At 70.6% G+C, this 19,657-nt stretch carries 13 protein-coding genes; 7 read left to right on the top strand and 6 right to left on the bottom strand.

Annotated features, from left to right (window positions below; genetic code table 11):
- Positions 1-73: 73 nt before the first annotated feature.
- Genes IPJ59_RS11580 through IPJ59_RS11560 form a run of 5 tightly spaced genes read left to right on the top strand, consistent with a single transcriptional unit; the run spans position 74 to position 9,508 of the window.
- Positions 74-1,294: an efflux RND transporter periplasmic adaptor subunit gene (locus IPJ59_RS11580; RefSeq protein WP_293271544.1), complete on the top strand. Its 1,221-nt coding sequence runs from the start codon at positions 74-76 to the stop codon at positions 1,292-1,294.
- A complete protein-coding gene (locus IPJ59_RS11575) occupies positions 1,294-4,983 on the top strand; it encodes an efflux RND transporter permease subunit (protein WP_293271543.1) in 3,690 nt (1,229 codons plus the stop codon). The genes IPJ59_RS11580 and IPJ59_RS11575 overlap by 1 nt, the downstream gene beginning before the upstream one ends.
- Positions 4,984-4,997: 14 nt before the next feature.
- Positions 4,998-8,159: an efflux RND transporter permease subunit gene (locus tag IPJ59_RS11570; protein ID WP_293271541.1), complete on the top strand. Its 3,162-nt coding sequence runs from the start codon at positions 4,998-5,000 to the stop codon at positions 8,157-8,159.
- Between the two features lie 32 nt (positions 8,160-8,191).
- Positions 8,192-8,872, top strand: a complete 681-nt coding sequence (locus IPJ59_RS11565) for a hypothetical protein (RefSeq protein ID WP_293271539.1) — start codon at positions 8,192-8,194, stop codon at positions 8,870-8,872.
- A 42-nt stretch (positions 8,873-8,914) separates the two neighbouring features.
- Positions 8,915-9,508 (top strand): Uma2 family endonuclease, encoded by a 594-nt coding sequence (locus IPJ59_RS11560; protein ID WP_293271536.1) that lies wholly within the window; start codon positions 8,915-8,917, stop codon positions 9,506-9,508.
- A gap of 4 nt (positions 9,509-9,512) precedes the next feature.
- Here IPJ59_RS11560 and IPJ59_RS11555 read toward each other — a convergent pair whose 3' ends face one another.
- The 4 genes from IPJ59_RS11555 to IPJ59_RS11540 are packed head-to-tail and all read right to left on the bottom strand — an operon-like array spanning position 9,513 to position 13,498.
- On the bottom strand, positions 9,513-10,373 hold the full coding sequence (locus tag IPJ59_RS11555; protein ID WP_293271534.1) for a M48 family metallopeptidase: 861 nt from the start codon (positions 10,371-10,373) through the stop codon (positions 9,513-9,515).
- Positions 10,370-11,200, bottom strand: coding sequence for an alpha/beta hydrolase (locus IPJ59_RS11550; RefSeq protein ID WP_293271532.1), 831 nt, complete (start codon positions 11,198-11,200; stop codon positions 10,370-10,372). The genes IPJ59_RS11555 and IPJ59_RS11550 overlap by 4 nt, the downstream gene beginning before the upstream one ends.
- 13 nt (positions 11,201-11,213) lie before the next feature.
- A complete protein-coding gene (locus IPJ59_RS11545) occupies positions 11,214-12,602 on the bottom strand; it encodes an alpha/beta hydrolase family protein (protein ID WP_293271530.1) in 1,389 nt (462 codons plus the stop codon).
- Positions 12,599-13,498, bottom strand: a complete 900-nt coding sequence (locus IPJ59_RS11540) for an alpha/beta fold hydrolase (RefSeq protein ID WP_293256067.1) — start codon at positions 13,496-13,498, stop codon at positions 12,599-12,601. Before IPJ59_RS11540 ends, IPJ59_RS11545 begins: the two co-directional genes overlap by 4 nt.
- Before the next feature lie 251 nt (positions 13,499-13,749).
- Here IPJ59_RS11540 and IPJ59_RS11535 point away from each other — a divergent pair, with 251 nt between their 5' ends.
- Together IPJ59_RS11535 and IPJ59_RS11530 are read left to right on the top strand one after the other, a co-directional pair.
- Positions 13,750-15,294: a lyase gene (locus IPJ59_RS11535; RefSeq protein ID WP_293256070.1), complete on the top strand. Its 1,545-nt coding sequence runs from the start codon at positions 13,750-13,752 to the stop codon at positions 15,292-15,294.
- A 189-nt stretch (positions 15,295-15,483) separates the two neighbouring features.
- Positions 15,484-16,986, top strand: a complete 1,503-nt coding sequence (locus IPJ59_RS11530; RefSeq protein WP_293256073.1) for a lyase — start codon at positions 15,484-15,486, stop codon at positions 16,984-16,986.
- An 83-nt stretch (positions 16,987-17,069) separates the two neighbouring features.
- On the opposite strand, the gene IPJ59_RS11525 is transcribed toward IPJ59_RS11530, so the two are convergent.
- Together IPJ59_RS11525 and IPJ59_RS11520 are read right to left on the bottom strand one after the other, a co-directional pair.
- On the bottom strand, positions 17,070-18,206 hold the full coding sequence (locus tag IPJ59_RS11525; protein ID WP_293271528.1) for an ARPP-2 domain-containing protein: 1,137 nt from the start codon (positions 18,204-18,206) through the stop codon (positions 17,070-17,072).
- Positions 18,203-19,657 (bottom strand): hypothetical protein, encoded by a 1,455-nt coding sequence (locus tag IPJ59_RS11520; RefSeq protein ID WP_293271527.1) that lies wholly within the window; start codon positions 19,655-19,657, stop codon positions 18,203-18,205. The genes IPJ59_RS11525 and IPJ59_RS11520 overlap by 4 nt, the downstream gene beginning before the upstream one ends.

Here is a 19,657-nt window from a genome sequence, read left to right as displayed (position 1 = left end):
GGCACCAGGCCCGATCCGGGTTCGACATTCCGTGCTATGCACCCCCGGCGCTGGTCGGCCGCGCCCCTTGCCCATGCCCGTCCTCCTCGTGATTGTTGTCGTGTGCGCCGCGCTGCTGTGCGTGCGTGTTGTTCGGTGTGTTCGTCCGGGGCTGCCGCGTGCGGGTGCCCTGTTGCTGGCACTCGCGGGGGCCGGCTGCGACGCCCGGGCGGCGCGTGACGGGAAGGCGGACAAGGACGGGGAGGCGGCGAAGGAGCAGCCGACGCCGGTGGTGGTCGGGGTGGTGGAGCGCGGGTCGATCGTGTCGACGATCTCGACGGCGAGCACGATCGAGGCCGAGCGGCAGGTGACGGTCCACGCCGAGTCGACGGGCCGCCTGGTCGACCTCACGGTGGAGGAGGGCGATCAGGTCAAGAAGGGGCAGCTCCTGGCCCGGATCCGCTACGACGCGCAGGCCAACTCGCTGGTCCGGGCCAACACCTCGCTGGAGAAGGCCCGCGTCGACTTCGACCGGGCGGAGCGGCTGTACAACGAGAAGGTGATCGGCCAGGAGGAGTACCTCAAGGCCCGCAACGCGCTCGAGGTGGCCCAGCTGGACCTCAGCGACCGCTCTCGCGAGATGCGCAACACCAAGGTGACGGCGCCGTTCGACGGGACGATCACGCAGCGCAAGGTGACCGAGGGGGCCTTCGTGAACAACGGGGCGGAGCTGCTGACGATCGTCGACTTCGACACGCTGGTGGCGCGGGTGTTCGTGCCGGAGAAGCAGCTCGACCGCATCCAGGTCGGGCAGGCGGCCGAGGTTGTCGGCAAGGCGGCCCGCGGGCGCCGCGGCGAGGGCAAGGTCCTGCGCATCGCGCCGACGATCGACGCGAGCACGGGCACGGTGAAGGTGACGGTGTCGATGCCAGCGTCAGCCGGGGCCGCGGCCGGGGCCTCGGCGTTCTTGCCGGGGATGTACGCGGAGGTCACGTTGACGACCGACAGCCGCAGCGACGTGCTGCTGGTGCCGAAGGCGGCGGTGGTCCGCGACGAGGAGCAGACCTACCTGTTCACGCTGGTGGGCGACGCGAGCGCGGGCTTCACGGCGAAGCGGGTGCGGGTCGAGACCGGCCTCAACGACCCGGAGCGCATCGAGATCGTCAAGGGTCTGGGCGCGGGTGAGCCGGTGATCCTGGCCGGCCAGACCGGCTTGAAGGACGGGGCGAAGGTGGTCCGCGTCGACGCGCAGGGCAAGCCGATCGACGCGGTGCCGGCCATCGCTGCAGACGTGCCGGCCAAGAAGGCGGAGTGATGACGAACCCGACCGCGCTGCGTCCGGCGGAGAACGAGTCGGAGCGCCTGGCCTGGGCCGCGCGCACGCGGTCGATGGAGCGCTTCCGCTTCACGGTGACGCGCCCGGTCGCGGTGCTGATGGTGTTCTTCGCGGTGATCGTGTTCGGGGCGTTCAGCATCCGACTGTTGCCGCTGAACCTGATGCCGGACATCAGCTACCCGCGCTTGACGGTCCGCACCGAGTACCCTGGGGCGGCCCCGGCGGAGGTCGAGAACAACGTGTCCCGGCCGATGGAGGAGATCCTCGGGGTGGTCACGGGCCTCACCAAGATCTCGAGCGCGTCGCGCGGGGGCTACAGCGACGTGATCCTCGAGTTCGCGTGGGACACGGACATGGACGAGGCCAACCAGGATGTCCTGGAGAAGCTCGACGCGATCAAGCCGGTGCTGCCTACCGAGGTGAAGCAGCCGCTGATCCTGCGCTACGACCCGACCCTCGACCCGGTGCTGACGCTGAGCCTGAGCGGCACGGGCGACGCGTTCGCGGGCATCGGCGGGCTCAAGTACCTGCGAAGGATCGCCGACCGCGACGTGCGGCGCCTGCTCGAGCCGATCGAGGGCGTGGCGGCGGTCAAGGTCAAGGGCGGGCTCGAGGAGGAGATCCAGGTGCGCCTGCTCGAGGAGCAGCTGCGGCGCACGAACATCGGCGTCGACACGGTGATCAAGCGGCTGCAGGCCGAGAACATCAACCTGGCCGGCGGCAGCATGCGCGACGGACGGACCCGCTACCTGGTGCGCACGGTCAATGAATTTCGCGATTTGGCGGACATCCGCGAGCTGGTGATCGTGTCGCGCGAGGGCCGCGACGTGAAGCTCAAGGACATCGCGGAGGTCGACGCGGGCTTCAAGGACCGCGACGTGATCACCCGGGTGGACGGGCGCGAGGCGGTCGAGGTCGAGGTCTACAAGGAGGCCGACGCGAACATCGTCGACATGGCGCGGCGGGTCACGGCGGCGACGGTGAGCGCGGTGCGGCCGCGGCTGCAGGGCGAGTACGGGGCCGACATCGCGGTCCTGACCGACCGCTCGCTGTTCATCGAGTCGAGCATCGACGAGGTCCGCGACACCGCGATCTCGGGCGGCATGCTGGCGATCGTCATCCTGTTTCTGTTCCTGCGCGACATCAAGTCGACGCTGATCGTGGCGATCTCGATCCCGATCTCGGTTCTCGTGACCTTCGCGCCGCTGAACATGGCGGGGGTCTCGCTCAACATCATGAGCTTGGGCGGGCTGGCGCTCGGCATCGGCATGCTGGTCGACAACTCGATCGTGGTGCTGGAGTCGATCCACCGCTGCAAGGAGGAGGGCGACGACTACATCACGGCGACCGTGCGCGGGACCTCGGAGGTCGGCAGCGCGGTGATCTCGTCGACGCTGACGACGGTGGCGGTGTTCTTCCCGATGGTGTTCGTCGAGGGCATCGCCGGGCAGATGTTCGGCGACCTCGGCCTGACGGTGGTGTTTAGCCTGCTGGCCTCGCTGGCGGTGGCGCTGTTCCTGATCCCGATGCTGGCCTCGCGCGGCTTCATCGGCGGGCCGGGGCTCGGCAGCGGGCCGGCGCCGCAGGTCCGGCTGCTGCGCGCGCTCGGTGGGATGATGGTGCGCTGGGAGTCGCTGCGCGAGCTGTGGGCGGCGATCCGGCGCCCGCGCTGGTGGTGGGTCACGCTGCTGCCGATCGTGTACCTGCTGCTGCGCTTCGCGCTGCACCTGGTCTTCGAGCTGGTGGGCAAGCTGCTGGCGGCGATCTTCATCGTGGTGGCGGCGCTGGGGGTGACGATCGTCGGCGCGGCGGGGTGGGTGCTCGGCTGGGTGATCAAGCCGGTGCTGTGGCTGTTCGACGCGCTCATGCGGGTGCTCGAGGCCGGGTATCCGCGGCTGATCCGGTGGAGCTTGCGCAACCGGGTGGTGGTGTACGGGCTGGTGCTCGCGGGCGGGGCGGCCACGGTGTGGGCGGCGCCGCAGCTCGACAGCGAGCTGATCCCGGAGCTGCATCAGGGCGAGTTCACGGTCGAGCTGAGCCTGCCTGTCGGGACGCCGCTGGTGGCGACGGCGGAGACGATGCTGCCGGTCGAGCAGTCGCTGCTGGCCGCGATCCCGCGGCTGCGCGGGCTCATCACGACCATCGGCAGCGAGCGCGACAGCAGCGAGTCGGGCGAGCGCGGCGAGCACACGACGCGGCTGCGCGTGGCCCTGACCTCGCAGCGCAGCCGGACCGATGACCCGGCGCTCGCGCCCGCGGGCGACCCGGCGCTCGCGGCTGCGGGCGCGGATGGGGCTGTCCCGAAGGACAGGCCGGCGATCGGCAAGCCGGCGCTCCCGACCGACCCGGCGACGGCCGAACGCGAGGCGCTGGCGGCGGTGCGTCCACTTGTGGAGCGGATCCCGGACGCGGTGGTCAACGTGACCCGGCCGGCGCTGTTCTCGTTCACGCGGCCGATCGAGGTCGAGATCCGCGGCTACGAGCTGGCCGAGCTGGGGGCGGCGACCGAGGCGGTGCGTGAGGCGCTGACGACGATCTCGGGGCTGCGCGACGTGAAGGCGTCGATCCTGCCGGGCAGCCCGGAGGTGCAGATCGTCTACAACCGCGACGCGCTGGCCCGCTACAACCTCGACATCCGCACGGTGGCCGAGCTGGTGCGCAACAAGGTGCAGGGCTTCGAGGCGACCAAGTACAACCGCAAGGACCGCAAGATCCCGGTGCGGGTGCGGCTCAAGGACATCGAGACGGCGGACATCGAGGCGCTGCGCGGGCTGGTGGTGAATCCGGGGCAGACGCGGCCGGTGCCGCTGTCGGCGGTGGCCGAGCTGACGCTCGGGCGCGGGCCGAACGAGATCCGGCGCATCGGCCAACAGCGCGTCGGCCTCGTGACCGCGAACCTCGAGGGCGCGGGCCTCGGCAGCGTGGTCGAGAAGATCGACCTGAGCCTCGGGCGCCTGGAGCTGCCGGCGGGGGTGACCCTGGCGGTGACGGGGCAGAGCGCGGAGTGGGAGACCTCGTCGCGCTCGCTGTACCTGGCGCTCGGGCTGTCGATTTTTTTGGTGTACGTGATCATGGCCTCGCAGTTCGAGAGCCTGCTCTACCCGCTGATCATCCTGGTGACGATCCCGCTGGCGGCGATCGGGGTGGTGTGGGCGCTGCTGCTGCTCGGGCTGCCGGTCAGCGTGCTGGTGTTCCTCGGGGCGATCTTGCTGGCGGGGATCGTGGTCAACAACGCGATCGTGCTGGTCGACTACGCGGGCCAGCTCAAGGAGCGCGGGCACAGCACGGATGAGGCGCTGGCGCTGGCCGGGCAGGTGCGTCTGCGGCCGATCTTGATGACGACGCTGACGACGGTGCTGGGGCTCATCCCGATGGCGCTGGGGCTCGGCGACGGGGCCGAGCTGCGCACGCCGATGGCGATCACGGTGATCGCGGGCCTCGGCTTCTCGACGCTGCTGACGCTGGTCGTGATCCCGACGCTGTACGCGGGTGTCGATCGGTTGTTCGGCGGCGCGGTGGCCGAGCCGCGCGATCTGGCGCTGGCGCGCGAGGCGGCCGCGGTGACGCCCGAGCAGCTCGCGCCCGAGGCGTCACTGGTGAAGCCGGAGACGGCGCCCGAGATTGCGGGCGAGCCAGCGCCGAGCCTCGATCCTGAGCCGAAGTCCTGACCCTGGAGGCCCGCATGTCGACCGACAAGCTCCGCGACACCAGCCTGGTTCACCTCTCGCTGGTGCGACCGGTGACGATGTTGATGGTGCTGCTGAGCTTCGTGGTGATCGGGATCGTCGCGCTGGTGAACATCCCGATCGAGCTGATCCCGGCCGGGTTCTCGCCGCCGTTCATGCAGGTCGAGGTGCCCTACGCGAACGCGACGGCGCAGGACATCGAGGACCGGATCACCCGGCCGCTCGAGCAGGCGCTCTCGACGACGCCCAAGCTCGCCGAGCTGAGCGCGACCTCGCGGGCGGACCGGGCGAGCCTGTCGCTGGTGTTCGAGGGCGACACCGACATGAACATCGCCTACCGCGAGGTCCGTGATCGGGTCGCGCGGGCGCGGGCCGACCTGCCGAGCGACGTGGAGCGGGTGCGGATCAACAAGCAGAGCGGGGCGAGCCTGCCGGTGGCGTTCTATGGCATCAGCTGGGACGACCGGGTCGAGCTGCCGCGTGATCGTTTGCAGAAGCACCTGGTCCGCGCCATCGAGCGGATCGACGGCGTCGGCGTGGTCAACGTGTGGGGCCAGGAGGACCGCGAGATCCGCATCGAGCTCAACCGGCCGCTGGCCGAGGCCGCGGGGGTCAACATCTTCCAGCTGGCGCAGACGCTGACGAAGGCCAACTTCAACCTCGCCAGCGGCGATATTCGCGACCCCGAGGGCAAGTACGTGATCCGCTCGCTGGCGACCTACCAGACGGTCGCGCAGCTCGAGGACACGATCGTCGGGACCAAGAACCTGCGGCTCAAGGACATCGCCCAGGTGGTCTACGACTATCCGGAGACCGAGCGTGTCGACCGCTACAACGGGCGCCCGTCGATGGTGCTGTTCGTGCTCAAGGAGTCGCAGGCCAACACGGTGGAGGTTTGCGATCGCATCCGTGCGGCGGTCGACGAGGCGCGCAAGGCCCCGGCGATGGCGGGCTTCCTGATCGAAGATATCTTCATGCAGGGCGACGCGATCCGCTTCAGCCTCGACCAGGTGACCAGCTCGGGCCTGCAGGGCGGGGTGCTGGCGATCTTCGTGCTGCTGTTCTTCCTGCGCCGGGTGCGGCTGACGGTGCTGATCGCGGCCTCGATCCCGCTGTCGATCTTCCTCGCGCTGCCGGCGATGTACTTCCTCGGGCAGTCGATCAACCTGATCTCGCTGCTCGGCCTGATGATCTGCGTCGGGCTGGTGGTCGACAACTCGGTGGTGGTCGCGGAGAACATCGAGCACTACCGCGGGCGCGGGATGGGGCCCTACGCGGCGGCGCTGCACGGGGCCAGCGAGGTGGCCCTGCCGATCACGCTGGCGACGCTGACGACGATGATCGTGTTCGCCCCGGCGGCGCTGCTGTCGTCGGGGGTGACGCAGTTCTTCATGATCCGGATGGTCACGCCGGTGTGCGTGTCGCTGCTGGCGAGCCTGTTCGTGGCGCTGGCGCTGGTGCCGATCGCCAGCGCGGTGGCCTTCCGCGACGCGACGCCGCTGCTGCGCTCGCGCCGCTGGCTCGCGCCGGTGCTGGCGGTCGACCAGGCGTGGAAGCGCTGGACGACGCTGGTGTACGAGGCGACGATGGGCCGGATCAACCGCCTGTACGGGCGCGTGCTGCGGGTCAGCCTGCGTCGGCGCATGGACGTGGTGGTGCCCTCGCTGCTGATGTTCGTGCTGACGATCGCGGGGCCGATGATGCGGGTGCCGTTCTCGGGCGGCGAGAACATGGGCACCCGCAACTTCTTCGCCTATTACTCAATGCCTGGCGATATCAGCAAGGAGGAGGCGGGCAAGTTCTTCCGCGAGGTCGAGGCGACGCTCGCCGAGCACAAGGATGAGTATCGCATCGCCGGGCAGTACATCGGCTTCGACGGCTCGCTGGCGCAGGTGCAGGTGTTCTTCGAGAAGCAGGCGGCGGGCGAGCGGCCGTTCCCGGAGGTGCGCCAGGCGGTCTACGACCTGATGCCGAGCCGACCAGGCTGGGTGAAGGAGGCGCGCTTCGGCGGCTCGGACGGGACCGAGGACGAGGCCTTCGCGATCACGCTCTACGGCGACGACCACCAGTCGGTGCAGGACGCGAAGGAGGCGCTCGAGCAGGCGCTGCTGGCCCAGCCGGGGGTGCTCGGGATCTCGAGCCGGGGGGCCGACTCGCTGCGCCGCGAGGAGCTGACGCTGGCGGTCGACCGGACGATGAGCGAGCGCTTCGCGGTGTCGGCCGGGACGGTCGCCAACACGGTGGCGTATGCGATCCGCGGGCAGTTGCTGCCGCGCTTCCAGAGCCCGGGCGAGGACCGCGAGATCAACGTGCGGATCCGGTACCGCAAGGACGACCGCGAGCAGCTGTCGCAGCTGCTCGAGTTCAAGGTGCTGAGCGACAAGGGCAAGGTGGTGCCGATCAACGTGCTGACCGAGACGGGCCTGCGGCGCGGCGAGTCGGCGCTGGTCCGCAACGACAAGCGGGTCGCGGCGCTGATCCGCTTGGAGCTGGCCAAGGAGGACCGGCTGGCCACGGAGGAGGCGCTGCGGGCGTTCCTGAAGCGCTACGAGCTGCCGAGCGGGCTGAGCTTCGACGCCGACCGCAACGCCCGCGAGGCCAACGACCTGATGACGGACCTTATCGGCGCGGCGGCGCTGTCGACGATCTTCATCTTCCTGCTGATGGGCTTCCTTTTCGAGTCCTTCGTGCTGCCGCTCAGCGTGCTGCCGTCGATACCGCTGTCGTTCATCGGGGTGTGGTGGTTCCTGATGTTCACGGGCTCGCCGATCGACTCGCTGGCGGTGATCGGGATCTTGCTGCTGCTCGGGGTGGTCGTGAACAACGGCATCGTGCTGGTCGACTTCATCAACGGGGCGCGGCGGGCCGGGCTGTCGCGCGACGAGGCGATCGTGCAGGCGGGGATGCAGCGCTTCCGGCCGATCATGATGACGGCGCTGACGACTGTCGGCGGGATGCTGCCGCTGGCCTTCTCGACGCCGACCGGCGAGGGGCTCAACTACGGGCCTTTCGGCAAGACGCTGGTCGGCGGGATGACGACGGCGACGATCTTGACGCTGGTGGTCGTGCCGGTCTCGTACACGTACTTCGATGACCTGCGGATCGCGGCCTCGGCGTGGGCCCAGCGCATCTTCTGGCGCCGCCGTCCCGGGGGTTGACGCGGCCCGGTTGCGTCTGCTGCCATCGGTGGATGGCGGCGAAGAAGACGGCGAGGAAGACGGCGAAGAAGCCTGCGAAGAAGACCGCGAAGAAGGCCGCCGTGAAGCGCGGGCAGAGCTTTCTGTTTCCGTTTCTGGGCGAGGGGGAAGCTTCGTACTTCGAGTGGGGCGAGATCCTCGTCTGCTTCGTGAAGCCGGTGCCCGTGCGCGCCCGGGCGGCGGTCAAGCGGGCCATCCCGGCGCCGTTTCGCGGCAGCGTGACCTGGGAGGGCCCGCTGCTGTACGCGGGCAATGGTGATCAGTGGATCAACTTTCACATCACCCAGGCGTACCCAGGCGAGGGGGACGACGATGACGACGACCTCGACGAGGAGGGCTTTGGTGACCTGCGCGACATCTCCCCGTCGCAGGCCCAGAGCGCGAGCTTCGAGCGCGACATCGAGAGCTGGCTGCTGCAGCTGAACTCGGAGCACCAGCTCGCGTTCGTGGCTCGACGCGAGGACGGCGAGGCCGGCGGGACCAAGCTCGGACAGTGGCACCGCTGGAGCGCGGAGCAATTCGCGGACCGCGTGCTGCCCTTCCTCGAGCCCTTCCCGGGGCCGGCGGACTCGACACGGGCATACGCGAATCGGGTGTGCATGCAGCTGATCGAGTCGAGCGCGCCGCACGTGTTCGCGGCGCTGCCGGCGAGGTATCGCAAGCGCCGCGGCTGAGCCGCTACCTGGCGTGTTGCATGCGTGCTAGGGTCCGCGCTGATGGACCACGCGACCTTCCGTCCAGCCACGCAGGCCGACCTGGCGGCGCTCCCCGAGCATGTGAAGGGGGAGATCGTCGATGGTGTCCTGCACACTCAGCCGCGCCCGCGCGGCGAACACTCGTCGATCGAAGGGATGGCCTTCGCGGACCTGCACGTGCCGTTTCAGCGTGGACGCGGAGGCCCGGGCGGATGGTGGATCGTCGTCGAACCCGGCATCGAATTGCCGCGTGCGGCGGAGTTTTCGCCGGATGTCGCGGGCTGGCGGCGGGCCCGGATGCCGGGCGGTCCGAAGGGTCGCATTCGCATCGTGCCGGACTGGATCTGCGAGGTGCTCTCGCCGAGCAACCGCACCTACGATCTGACGATCAAGCGCCGGTTCTACGCGGAGGTCGGCGTGCAGCACCTCTGGTACATCGATCCCGACGCGCGCACGCTGACGGTGAGTCGCTTGCACGAGGGGCACTGGCTCGAGCTCGGTGTATATAGCGACAGTGACCGCGTGCGGGCCGAGCCCTTCGAGGCGGTGGAGATCGACCTGGCGGAGTGGTGGCCCGCGCCCGAGCCCGAGCCGGAGCCGGGGCCAGCTCCCTGAGCCTTCACGCGTCGTTCGGGTCGAGGCCGGAGATGCGGTAGAACTCGCCGCTGGTGATCCACTCGTCGAGGTGCTTGGCCCGCATGATCGGGAAGGGGTGGGTGCGGAAGGCGGTGATGAAGAACTTGTAGATCTTGTTGAGGTTGGACTCGTCGGCCTCCTCGTAGGCCCGGATCTGGCGCATGAACTCGCCCTCGTCCATCTCGTGGAACAGCTTGTTGGCGCCGCCGGCGAGCTTCATGAAGCTGCGCATGGCGACCTGGCGGTCCTGCACGCAGAGCAGGGCGGCGCGGTCGGCCGAGAGCTCTGACTTGCGCCACCAGTCGTAGAGCGGCAGCTCGAGGCCCTTGCCGAGCAGCGAGCCGAGGCCGAGAGTGGCCTGGCCGAGGATCTCGACGAGGGTCGCGATGTTCATGGCCACGGCGGTGTAGAGGACGTGCTCGCACTTGATGTGGCCGACCTCGTGGGCGACGGCGTAGAACTGCTCCTCCTCGCCGAGCAGCTCGATGAGGCCGGAGGTCATGACGATGAAGGGGCGGGTGTGGCCGTAGGTGTAGGCGTTGGGGACCGGGTCCATGGAGATGTAGAACTCGGGCTCGGGGACGGCGAGCACCTTGCAGCTCCACTGCAGGTAGCGGTGGAGGCGGGGGAACATCTTGTCGGTCACGCGGACGTTGTCGGCGATGTTCTGCAGGAAGAGCACGCGCTCGAGGCCGTACTCCATCACCTTGGCGATGAGGCGGTCGAAGCCGGGGACCTTGTGCAGGGCCGCGGTGGCCTTGATGTCCCACGGGTGCATGAAGGCGGCGCGCTCGAGGTCGGGGTAGGTCCGCAGCTTGCGCTGCTTCTTGACGGTGTCGCTCATGGGGCGGGCTCCAGGCCGCGTTGCAGCTGCAGGTACAGCTCGCGGCGGACGACGGGCGGGATGGCGTGACCGACCTCGGGGTAGGGCTTGAGGGTGGCCGGCCAGCCGAGCTTCTCGAGGTGCTCGATGGCCTCGCGGGTCGGGGCGAGCTTGACGGCGTTGTCGATCTCGCCGTGCAGGGCGACGATCTTCGGCGGGTCTGCGGGCAGGGCCGAGGGCCACAGCGGCGGCGGCAGCCAGCCGCCGACCGGGACGGCGAGGTCGAGCAGCTTCGGGTGGTAGACCGCGAGGGCGAAGCTCAGCATGCCGCCTTGCGAGAAGCCGGTGACGACGCGGCGGGTGGTCGGGCGGGTGCGCTGCAGCTCGCGGAGCAGGCCGGCGACGCGGTCGGCGGCGCCGGCGATGCCGCGCGAGAGGCCGGCGACGTCGCTGCTGCGGGCGCGGATCGGGAACCATGAGTAGCCGTCGTCGTCGACCGGATCGAGGCCGCGGGGGACGATGATCCGGGCGGTGACGGGGAGGTCGTCGATGAGGTGCTTGAAGTTCTCCGGGCGATCGCCGAGGCCGTGGATCAGGACCAGCATCGGCAACCTGGCCTCGGGGCCAGGTACGCTCGTGGCCGGGGTGCCGCGTGGGGTGTGGATGAACTCGAGGTACTCGAGATCGGTGGTGGGCGCGGGCGCGGGCGCGGGTGCGGGCGCGGGCGCGGGCTCCTGGCGCGGGGCGCTGGCGGCGGCCTGGGGCTCGATTCGGGGCTCGCAGGCGAGGCTGCCGAGGAGCAGCAGCGTGACCAGCGAGCGGCGCGTGGATGCGGAGGGGCGGAGCATCGGCGGTCCCCCTCTACAGGCGGGTCTCGACGGCGACGAAGGCGGGCGGGTCGGCGGCGTCGACGTAGGCGGCGGCGTCCTGGTTGTCGCGGAGGTAGAGGTCGAAGAAGGCGAGGGTGTAGGCGCTGGCGATGCCGCGACCGATCTCGATGTCGAGGTAGGTGAAGGGCTCGCCGGGGACGGACTGGCGCAGGCCCTCACCGCAGCCGGCGGAGAAGCCCATGGTCAGGCCGCAGATGTCAGTGAAGCCCCAGTGGCCGGCGTCGGTGACACGGACCAGGCGGGCGGGTGGATTTTGGTTGGCGAAGTTGAGCTCGATGAGGTTGTTGCCGAGCTTGCCGATGCTGTTGTCCTCCTCGGCGAGGATCACGAGCATCGGGACGTGGATGTCGGCGACGTGGGTGCCCGGGAACAGCGGGTTCTCGACGGGGGCGGCGATCGGCAGGGCCGCGCGCACGCGGGGGTCGTCCTGGGCGACGCGGCCGCTGGTGGCGGCGCCGTAGCTGTGGCCGTAGACGCCGACGTGTGCGGGGTCGGCGAGGCCGCGCAGCGGGGCCGGGACGAGGGTGCTGTTGGGATCGAGGACGGCGTCGAGGACGGTGGAGATGTCGCTGGTGCGGACCTTCAGGAAGTCCTCGCCGATCGGGGCGCCCTCGCCCTTGAGGTCGTCGAAGAGGGTGCCGCCGGTGTGGTCGGGGGCGGCGATGAGGAAGCCGTGCGAGGCGAGGCGCTCGGCGACGCTGAAGGTGGAGAAGCGGACGCAGTTGAAGCAGTGCGAGAAGGCGAGGGTCGGCCACGGGCCGCCGGCCGCGGGCTTGGCGTCGAGGGCGGAGCGGGTCTGCAGGCGGGTGCCGATCTTGCCTGCGGGTGAGAGCGCGGCGAGCAGCCCGTCGAAGGCGTCGCGGTCGGGGCCGGCGGGCACGAAGTCGGCGATCGGGTGGCCCGCGGCGGCGGCGTCGGCCGCGGTGGCGTCGGCGGGGTACCACAGCTCGACCAGCAGATCGCGATCGCCGTTGGGGACGACGAAGCGGGCGTTGCCGACCGGGTGCGGGCCGGGTTGGGTGTAGTCGATCGCGGGCTCGCCGGTGCTGGCGTCGCCGGTGGTCGCGGTCGCGGCGGTGGTGCCGGGGTCGGTCGTGGGGAGCTCGGCGGTGGTGCCCGGGCCGGCGGTGGTGGTGCCCGGGTTGTCGGTGGTCGGAGCGCCGCCGCTGCTGCCGCCGGTACCGGCGCCGCTGCTCGCGGAGTCGCTGGTGTTGGTGTCGCCGCTGCAGGCGGCGAGCCGGAGGGCGAGGGCGCGGGCGCGGCGGAGCATGCCGCCATATAGGCAGATCGGCGCGCGGCTGGGAAGGGCCCGCGGGTCCGGGGTACCTGTCCCGAAGGTCAGGTACCGGAGCGGCGTCACGGCTTGCGACGCTGGGGATCTTCGGGCACGCGCCGGGCCAGGAAGTCGTCGATCGCGGCGCCGATCTCGGCGTGGTGCTCGAACAGGCTGGTGTGGGTGCCGTAGGGCAGGCGCAGCAGCTCGGCGCCGGGGATCTGGCGCTGCATCAAGGCGCCGACGCGGGCGCCGGGGGCGAACACGTCGCTGTCGCCGGCGACGATCAGGGTGGGCACGCGGATCTGGGGCAGGAGGTCGTGTGCGGAGTGGGCCTGGGCAGCGAGGGCCATCGCGCCGAGGGTCGCGGGGTCGATGTCTCGCACGAAGTGATCGACGAAGCGCTGGACGTCGGCGCGGGTGGCCGCGGGCCCGACGAGGCGGAGGCTGCGGCCGAGGCGGTAGGCGATCGGCGAGCCGACCACCCGCTGCACGCCGCGCAGGCCGAGGTTGAAGACCCGCGGAGACATGTGCTCGATGCCGAGGTGGAGCAGCTTGCCGAGCGGGCCGAGGGCGTTGTCGAAGACGCGGCCGGCGGGGCCGAGCAGGAGCACCAGCGCCGCGACGCGCTCGGGGGCGCGGCGGTAGGCCTCGAGGCTGACCTGACAGCCCATCGAGAAGCCGACGAGGGTGGCGCGGCGCTGGCCGGCGGCGTCGAGGACACGCAGGAGGTCGTCGGCGAGGGCGTCGATCGAGGCGGCCTCGGGGCTGCGCGCGGGGGCGGAGCGGCCGTGGCCCTTGAGGTCCCAGTTGATCACGGTGTGACGCGGGGCCCAGCGGCGGTGGAGGTAGGACCAGAAGAAGTTGGAGGTCGTGATCCCGTTGGTCAGCAGCAGGGCGGGGCCGCGGCCCTCGACGCGGTAAGCGAGGAGGCCGCCGTCGGGGCCGACGAGGCTGCGATCGTTGGCGAGCAAGGCCCTCATCGATACCGCAGATCGCGGGCGGCGGCCAAGACGCTGGCGGGGGTCGAGGCGTCACGCGCACGAGTCGACAGCAACTGGGCTCCGGAGCAGGTGTGGCTCGTGGGCGCGGAGGCCGAGCCGGAGGCGGTCGCGCTGGCACATGCGAAGGGGGTGCGCTGCTTCGCGCTGCGCGGCTGCGCGGTGGTCGAGTGATGGGGGGAGAACCGCAGTGCTATTGAAAGTTTGCCGTGGATCTGCCCATCGTGGTGGGCATGGGTACCTGGACTTGGATGAAGGGTGGATGGTTGGCGGCGCCGGCTTTGCTGGTGCTGGCGTGTGGAGACTCGGGCACGGCGACGGAGACCGCCAGCGCGTCGGGCGGGCAGAGCACGGGCGCTGAGACGTCGGCGGGCACGAACCCGACGAGCACCAGCGACCCGAGCGGCGGGACCGTCGAGGCGACCGTGGGCTCCGACTCGAACAGCGCGACGATGGCGACGACGGTGCCGACGACGGACGTGTCGGACGGGACGACGGCGACGACGCTGACGACGGGGCCGGGGACGACGGCGACGACGGGGCCCGGCATGACCGACACCGGCGACCCGCAGACGAGCTCCGGGGTGGTGCCAGATACCAGCACGGGCTCGACGGGGGCGGTCGATCCGAGCGCGGGCAGCACGGGGGGCTCGACCGGGGAGGCGCCGCCGTGCGAGCCGGGCGACGGCATGGGCATGGGCATGGTCGAGAAGAGCTTCATCTGGATCGCCAGCTACAACACCAACGACATCTCCAAGGTCGACACGCTGACGATGACGGAGCTGGCCCGCTACCGCACCGGTCCGGCCGGCGAGAACCCGTCGCGCACGGCGGTCAGCGCTGACGGCCGCTTCGTCGTGGTCAACAACCGCAACACCGGGCGTTCGACGATGATCGCGGCGAACGAGGCCGATTGCATCGACAAGAACAACAACGGGATGATCGACACCTCGCAGAACAAGAACAATCTGCTGAATTGGGACGCCGACGAGTGCGTGCGCTGGTCGATCGTCCACCCGGTGGCCGGCGGGACGGCGAGCGGGCCGCGCGGCGTGACCTGGACGCCGGGCGAGTGGAGCTACGACGAGTGCAAGTACGTCAACCCGAAGGTGTGGATCGGCTACCTGGCGGCCGGCAACAACGCCCACTTCGTGCGCGTCGACGGGATCACCGGTATGGTCGAGCAGACGCTGATCGCGGCCGGCTGGAAGGGCAGCAGCTACGCGCCCTACGGCGCGGCCCTCGACCCGCAGTTTCGTCCGTGGTTCTCGTCGCTGCGCGGCGAGTTCGTGCGCGTGAACACCGATGAGAACCCGGCCACGTTGACCCGCATCACCCCGCCGAACAACGTGCAGTCGTACGGCTTTACGATCGATGAGGATGGCAACCCGTGGTTCGGCGGCTGCAGCGGGCCGGTCACGGTGTACGACCAGAAGAACCAGAACTTCACGACCATCGTCGGGACGCAGGCGTGCCACCGCGGCGTCACGGCCGACGCGAAGTACGTGTGGGTGGCGTCCAACGGCCCCTGCGGGCTGGTCCAGATCGACCGGGAGAATCGCACGCTGATCAAGTTCCACAACACCAACCCGTGCAGCACGGCGATCGGGCTCAGCATCGACGTGGAGAAGAACGTGTGGCTGGTCGACCAGGGCGGCTTCGCCTGGAAGTTCGACCCCGAGAATGTGCCCGCGATGCAGAAGGTCGTCGTGGCGGGCAGCCACTACGTCTACTCCGACATGACGGGCGGGCAGCTGCTGAGCGTGCTGCCGCAGTGAGGCCCGGGGGAGCTCCGCAGGGATGCGGAGCTCGGGCGCGCGTGAGCGCTTGCTTGCGCGCATATGATGAGTGAGCGGCGGGTGGAGCCCGTCGCGGCAGGTACATCCCCGTGAAAACCGTTGTGCGGCCCCCGGGCCTCGGTCAAGATGGGCGGCATGAATAGCCGGGTATGGATGGGGTGTGGTGCTGTGGCTTGGACGCTGGGGCTCGCGGGCTGCGGCGACTCGACGGGCACGACCGACGCCAGTGCGGGCGCGACCCAGGGGTCGACCGGCGCGAGCGTCGGGAGCGCGACGGACTCGCCGGCGACGGGGAGCAGCGACGGGCCGACGACGACGCCGACCAGCGGGAACTCCGAGTCGAACGGGATGACGACGACCGACGGCCCGACGACGGCGGGGCCGACGAGCACGACGGTCGATCCGTCGGCGACGGGGACGAGCGACCCGACGGCGACGGGGACGAGCGCCGGGACGACCTCGGGGGTGCTGCCGGATACCACGAGCACCAGCGTCGGGCCCGATAGCAGCTCGGGCGCGTCGTCGTCGTCGTCGTCGACGGGCGAGGCGCCGCCCTGCGAGCCGGGTGATGGCATGGGCATGGGCATGGTCGAGAAGAGCTACATCTGGATCGCCAGCCAGAACACCAGCGACGTGTCGAAGGTGGACACCAAGACGATGACGGAGCTGGCCCGCTACCGGACCGGCCCAAGCGGCAACGAGAGCCCGTCGCGCACGGCGGTCAGCGCCGACGGTCGCTTCGTGGTGGTCAACAACCGCCAGACCGGGCGCTCGACGATGATCGCGGCCAACGCGGAGGACTGCCCGGACAAGAACGGGAACGGGATGCTCGACAGCTCGCAGAACAAGAACAACCTGCTGGCCTTCGGCGCCGACGAGTGTGTGCGCTGGTCGATCACGCTGCCCTTCCTCGGCGCGTGGGACGACGGCCCGCGCGGCGTGACCTGGACCGCCGGTCACTGGGACTACGACCAGTGCAAGTACGTCGAGCCGAAGGTGTGGATCGGCTACATGTCGAACGCGGGCGGCGAGACGGTGCACCTGATCCGCGTCGACGGCGAGACCGGCGTGATCGAGCAGACGATCCCGGTGCCGGGCTGGAACGGCTCCGGCTTCGCGCCCTACGGCGCGGCGCTCGACCCCGCGTTCCGGCCGTGGTTCTCGTCGCTGCGCGGCGAGTTCGTGCGCGTCAACACCGACCAGAACCCGATCACGATCACCCGCTACACCCCGCCAGGCAACGTGCAGTCGTACGGCTTCACCGTCGACAAGGACGGCAACCCGTGGTTCGGCGGCAACTGCGGGCCGGTGACGGTGTTCGACACCAAGACCCAGCAGTACGTCAATGTGCCGGGCCTCAACGGATGCTGGCGCGGGGTCGCGGCCGACGAGAAGTACGTCTGGGTCGCCAACAACAGCCCCTGCGGCTTCGCTCAGATCGACCGTGCGACGCGCACGCTGATCAAGAACTGGAACACCAACCCGTGCAGCACGGCGATCGGCTTCAGCATCGACGCCGAGAAGTTCGTGTGGCTGGTCGACCAGGGCGGCTGGGCCTGGAAGTTCGACCCGGAGAACGTCGGCGGGATGATGAAGGTCGATGTGCTCGGGCAGCACTATGTCTACTCGGACATGACCGGCGGGCAGCTCAACAGCGTGCTACCGCAGTGATCGCGGAGCGGTGAGAGCTCGCGCCCCGCGCCCCGGAATTGGCGGGTCGGGGCGCTCGCTGCTTTCGGTCCCGGCGATGCGAGTCACAGCCCGCGCAGCAGGTGCGGCTTCAGCAGGTAGGCGAAGCCGGCGTTCTTGAGGCGGAGCATCAGGCCTTTGACGGTGTCGCCGAGGGCCTCGGCGCAGGCTCCCAGGTGCCAGTCGTGGTTGGCCAGCTGTTGCAGCAGGTAGGCGCGGCGGACCTGCGCGGCCGAGAGGCGGTAGGTCTTGAGGTACTCGAGGGAGCCGTCGTCGCGGTGGATGGCCTCGCCGATGTGGCCCTCGTGCTCGGGGTTCAGCTCGCCGATGAAGCGGCGCAGGTGGAAGGGGCCGGCGCGGTAGACGGACTGCCAGTGGGTCGTGCGGGCGAGCAGGCCGTGGCTGAAGAGGAGGGTGTGCTCGTGCCATTCGCGGCGGCCGGTGGCGACCGCGGCGCGCAGTTCGGCGAGGTCGCGGATCTGGGTCGCGTCGAGCTCGAGGTCGATGCGGGCGAGCTCGGGGTGGAGCAGGCCGTACTGGTAGAGCAGCTCGCCGTAGAAGTCGGAGAGCAGGCTGCGGTGGAGCTCGCGGTAGTCCTCGGGGCGCGGGAGCACGAAGGCGCTGGCGAGGGCGTCGGCGACGAGGATGAGGACGCCGACCTGGGTGTCGTGGATCTCGAACACACGCAGGGCCTCGGCGAGGCCGTCGATCCACATGCCGGCGACGCTGCGCTCGCGGCGGGGGCTGAGGCCGCGGCTCATGGCCTCGCGCGAGTACTCGGTCCAGGCGACGTCGGGGCCGCCGAAGTGCAGGGCGAGGAAGCCCTCCATGGCGAGGTGCAGGGGGACGAAGCGCAGCGCGTTGCGGTCCTCGCGTTTGGCCATGCGGTGGACGAGGGCGGTCTGGCGGGGCTTGGCGGTTTGGCTCCCGGGGCCGTGGAGCTGGCCGCCTGTGGCGGCGAGCGGGTGGCCGTCGTCGCTCCAGTCGAGCACGAAGGCGTGCGGCATGAAGGAGCAGTAGGCGGTGCCGTCGCCGACCGTGACGACGTGGGCGTCGAGCTTGCGCCGGGTGATGCGGAGGTCGTGGCGGACGTGCTCGCGGATCAGGGGGATCATGCGCACGCCGCCCCACTGCTGCGCGGGCGCGGGGCGCAGGCCGGCGAGGGCGATGCCGGGGGTGGTGGTGTCGCGGGCCCGGGTCACGGCGCGGCTCCGGGGGCGTGGCGGGACAGGAGGGCGTTGGCGCGGGCGGCGAGGTAGTCCTCGAGCTCGGCGAGGCTGGTGCCGCCGTCGGCGAAGCGGGCGAAGGCGAGGACGGTGGCGAGGTCCTCGGCGTCGCGCAGGCCGACGGTGGGGACCGAGCGGTCGAGTGGTTTGGGGCCGAGGTGGGGGGCGTCGAACACGGGGTTGACGTGGACGATGGTGGTGCGGCGGGCGGGGTCGAGGCGGCTGCGGAACACCCGGCACACCTCGCCGGCACCGCGTGGCGGGTCGTTGTCGAAGCCGTCGGAGACGATGACGACGAGGTCGGGCTGCCAGGCCAGGGCGTCGAGCAGCGGGGTCGCGAGGTCGGTCTGGCCGCGGGGCTCCAGCAGCAGCGGGTCGGCGGGCGGCGGACCTGTCCAGAAGGACATGTACTCGCGGGCGGCCGCGGCGAGCAGCTGGTCGACCGCGAGGGCGATCGCCAGGGGGCGACGCGGCTTGTCGCGCGAGCCGGCGGTGGAGTAAGAGCGGTCGAGCACGGCGGCGACCTTGCCGAGCGGGAGCGGGGCGGCCTGCAGGGTGCGGCGGGCGCTGGCGGCGAGGGCGGCGTGCAGGGCCTCGCTGCGGGCCCGGCGATCGTCGGGCGGGAGGGCGAGGATGTGGAGGGCGAGGCGGGTCAGCGGGGCGCGCTCGAGGTCGAAGTCGAGGTCGACGTCGGCGCGGGCGGCCGCGGTTTGCAGGCGCAGGCGCTCGTGGGCGGTGAGGCGCGGGGCGATGCGCTGGAGGAACAGGGCGCGGGGGATCTTGTGCTTGACGGCGAGGCCCTCGGCGACGGTGAAGGGCAGCTCGTAGACGGCCTCGGCGGCGTAGTGGGCCTTGCGGAACTGTTCGAGCAGCGGCGTGCTGTAGCGGCGGGCCTGCCAGCTGCGGGCGAGGAAGGGGCCGAGCTCGCCGGGCAGCGGCGGGTGGGCGTGGCGGACCAGGCCGTGCAGTTTGCTGCGGTACTTGAGGGCGTCGAAGGCGAGGTCACGGCGTTGGGCCAGGAACTCGCGGACGATCGCGCGGGTGCGGCGGTTGTTGACGCCGCGCTCACGCAGGCCGAGCAGCACGCGGTAGGCCCGCTGCGGCGGGAGCTCGCGCAGGACGGCGCGGCACAGCTGGCCCTCCTCGCGGCGGGTCTCGGGATCGAGGTCGCGGCTGTGGCTCAGGAGCTCGAGGACGATGCGGCCCTGGTTGAAGTGGTTGACGCCGGCGGCGAGCGAGCGGGCGTAGAGGCGGCGGTAGTTGCCGCGGATGTAGTCGTGCAGGAAGGCGATCGAGACGGTCTGCTGGTGGCCGTCGCTGTAGAACTCGCGCTGGCCGGAGCAGGCGAAGCAGGCGTTGAGGAAGACGACCAGATCCTCGTGGGCGACCCGCGCGGCGGCCTGCTGGATGGGGGTGGGCGAGGACAC

Origin of the sequence: Nannocystis sp., from assembly GCF_016714285.1 — a bacterium.
Taxonomy (GTDB): Bacteria; Myxococcota_A; Polyangia; order Nannocystales; family Nannocystaceae; genus Nannocystis.
This window is presented reverse-complemented; position numbering and strand designations above follow the sequence as displayed.

What these genes read in the sequence shown, in the direction of transcription:
- IPJ59_RS11580 (WP_293271544.1), top strand. Translation starts at nt 74, where the DNA reads ATGCCCGTCCTCCTCGTGATTGTTGTCGTGTGCGCCGCGCTGCTGTGC.
- IPJ59_RS11575 (WP_293271543.1), top strand. Translation starts at nt 1,294, where the DNA reads ATGACGAACCCGACCGCGCTGCGTCCGGCGGAGAACGAGTCGGAGCGC.
- IPJ59_RS11570 (WP_293271541.1), top strand. Translation starts at nt 4,998, where the DNA reads ATGTCGACCGACAAGCTCCGCGACACCAGCCTGGTTCACCTCTCGCTG.
- IPJ59_RS11565 (WP_293271539.1), top strand. Translation starts at nt 8,192, where the DNA reads ATGGCGGCGAAGAAGACGGCGAGGAAGACGGCGAAGAAGCCTGCGAAG.
- IPJ59_RS11560 (WP_293271536.1), top strand. Translation starts at nt 8,915, where the DNA reads ATGGACCACGCGACCTTCCGTCCAGCCACGCAGGCCGACCTGGCGGCG.
- IPJ59_RS11555 (WP_293271534.1), bottom strand. Translation starts at nt 10,373, where the DNA reads ATGAGCGACACCGTCAAGAAGCAGCGCAAGCTGCGGACCTACCCCGAC.
- IPJ59_RS11550 (WP_293271532.1), bottom strand. Translation starts at nt 11,200, where the DNA reads ATGCTCCGCCCCTCCGCATCCACGCGCCGCTCGCTGGTCACGCTGCTG.
- IPJ59_RS11540 (WP_293256067.1), bottom strand. Translation starts at nt 13,498, where the DNA reads ATGAGGGCCTTGCTCGCCAACGATCGCAGCCTCGTCGGCCCCGACGGC.
- IPJ59_RS11535 (WP_293256070.1), top strand. Translation starts at nt 13,750, where the DNA reads ATGGGTACCTGGACTTGGATGAAGGGTGGATGGTTGGCGGCGCCGGCT.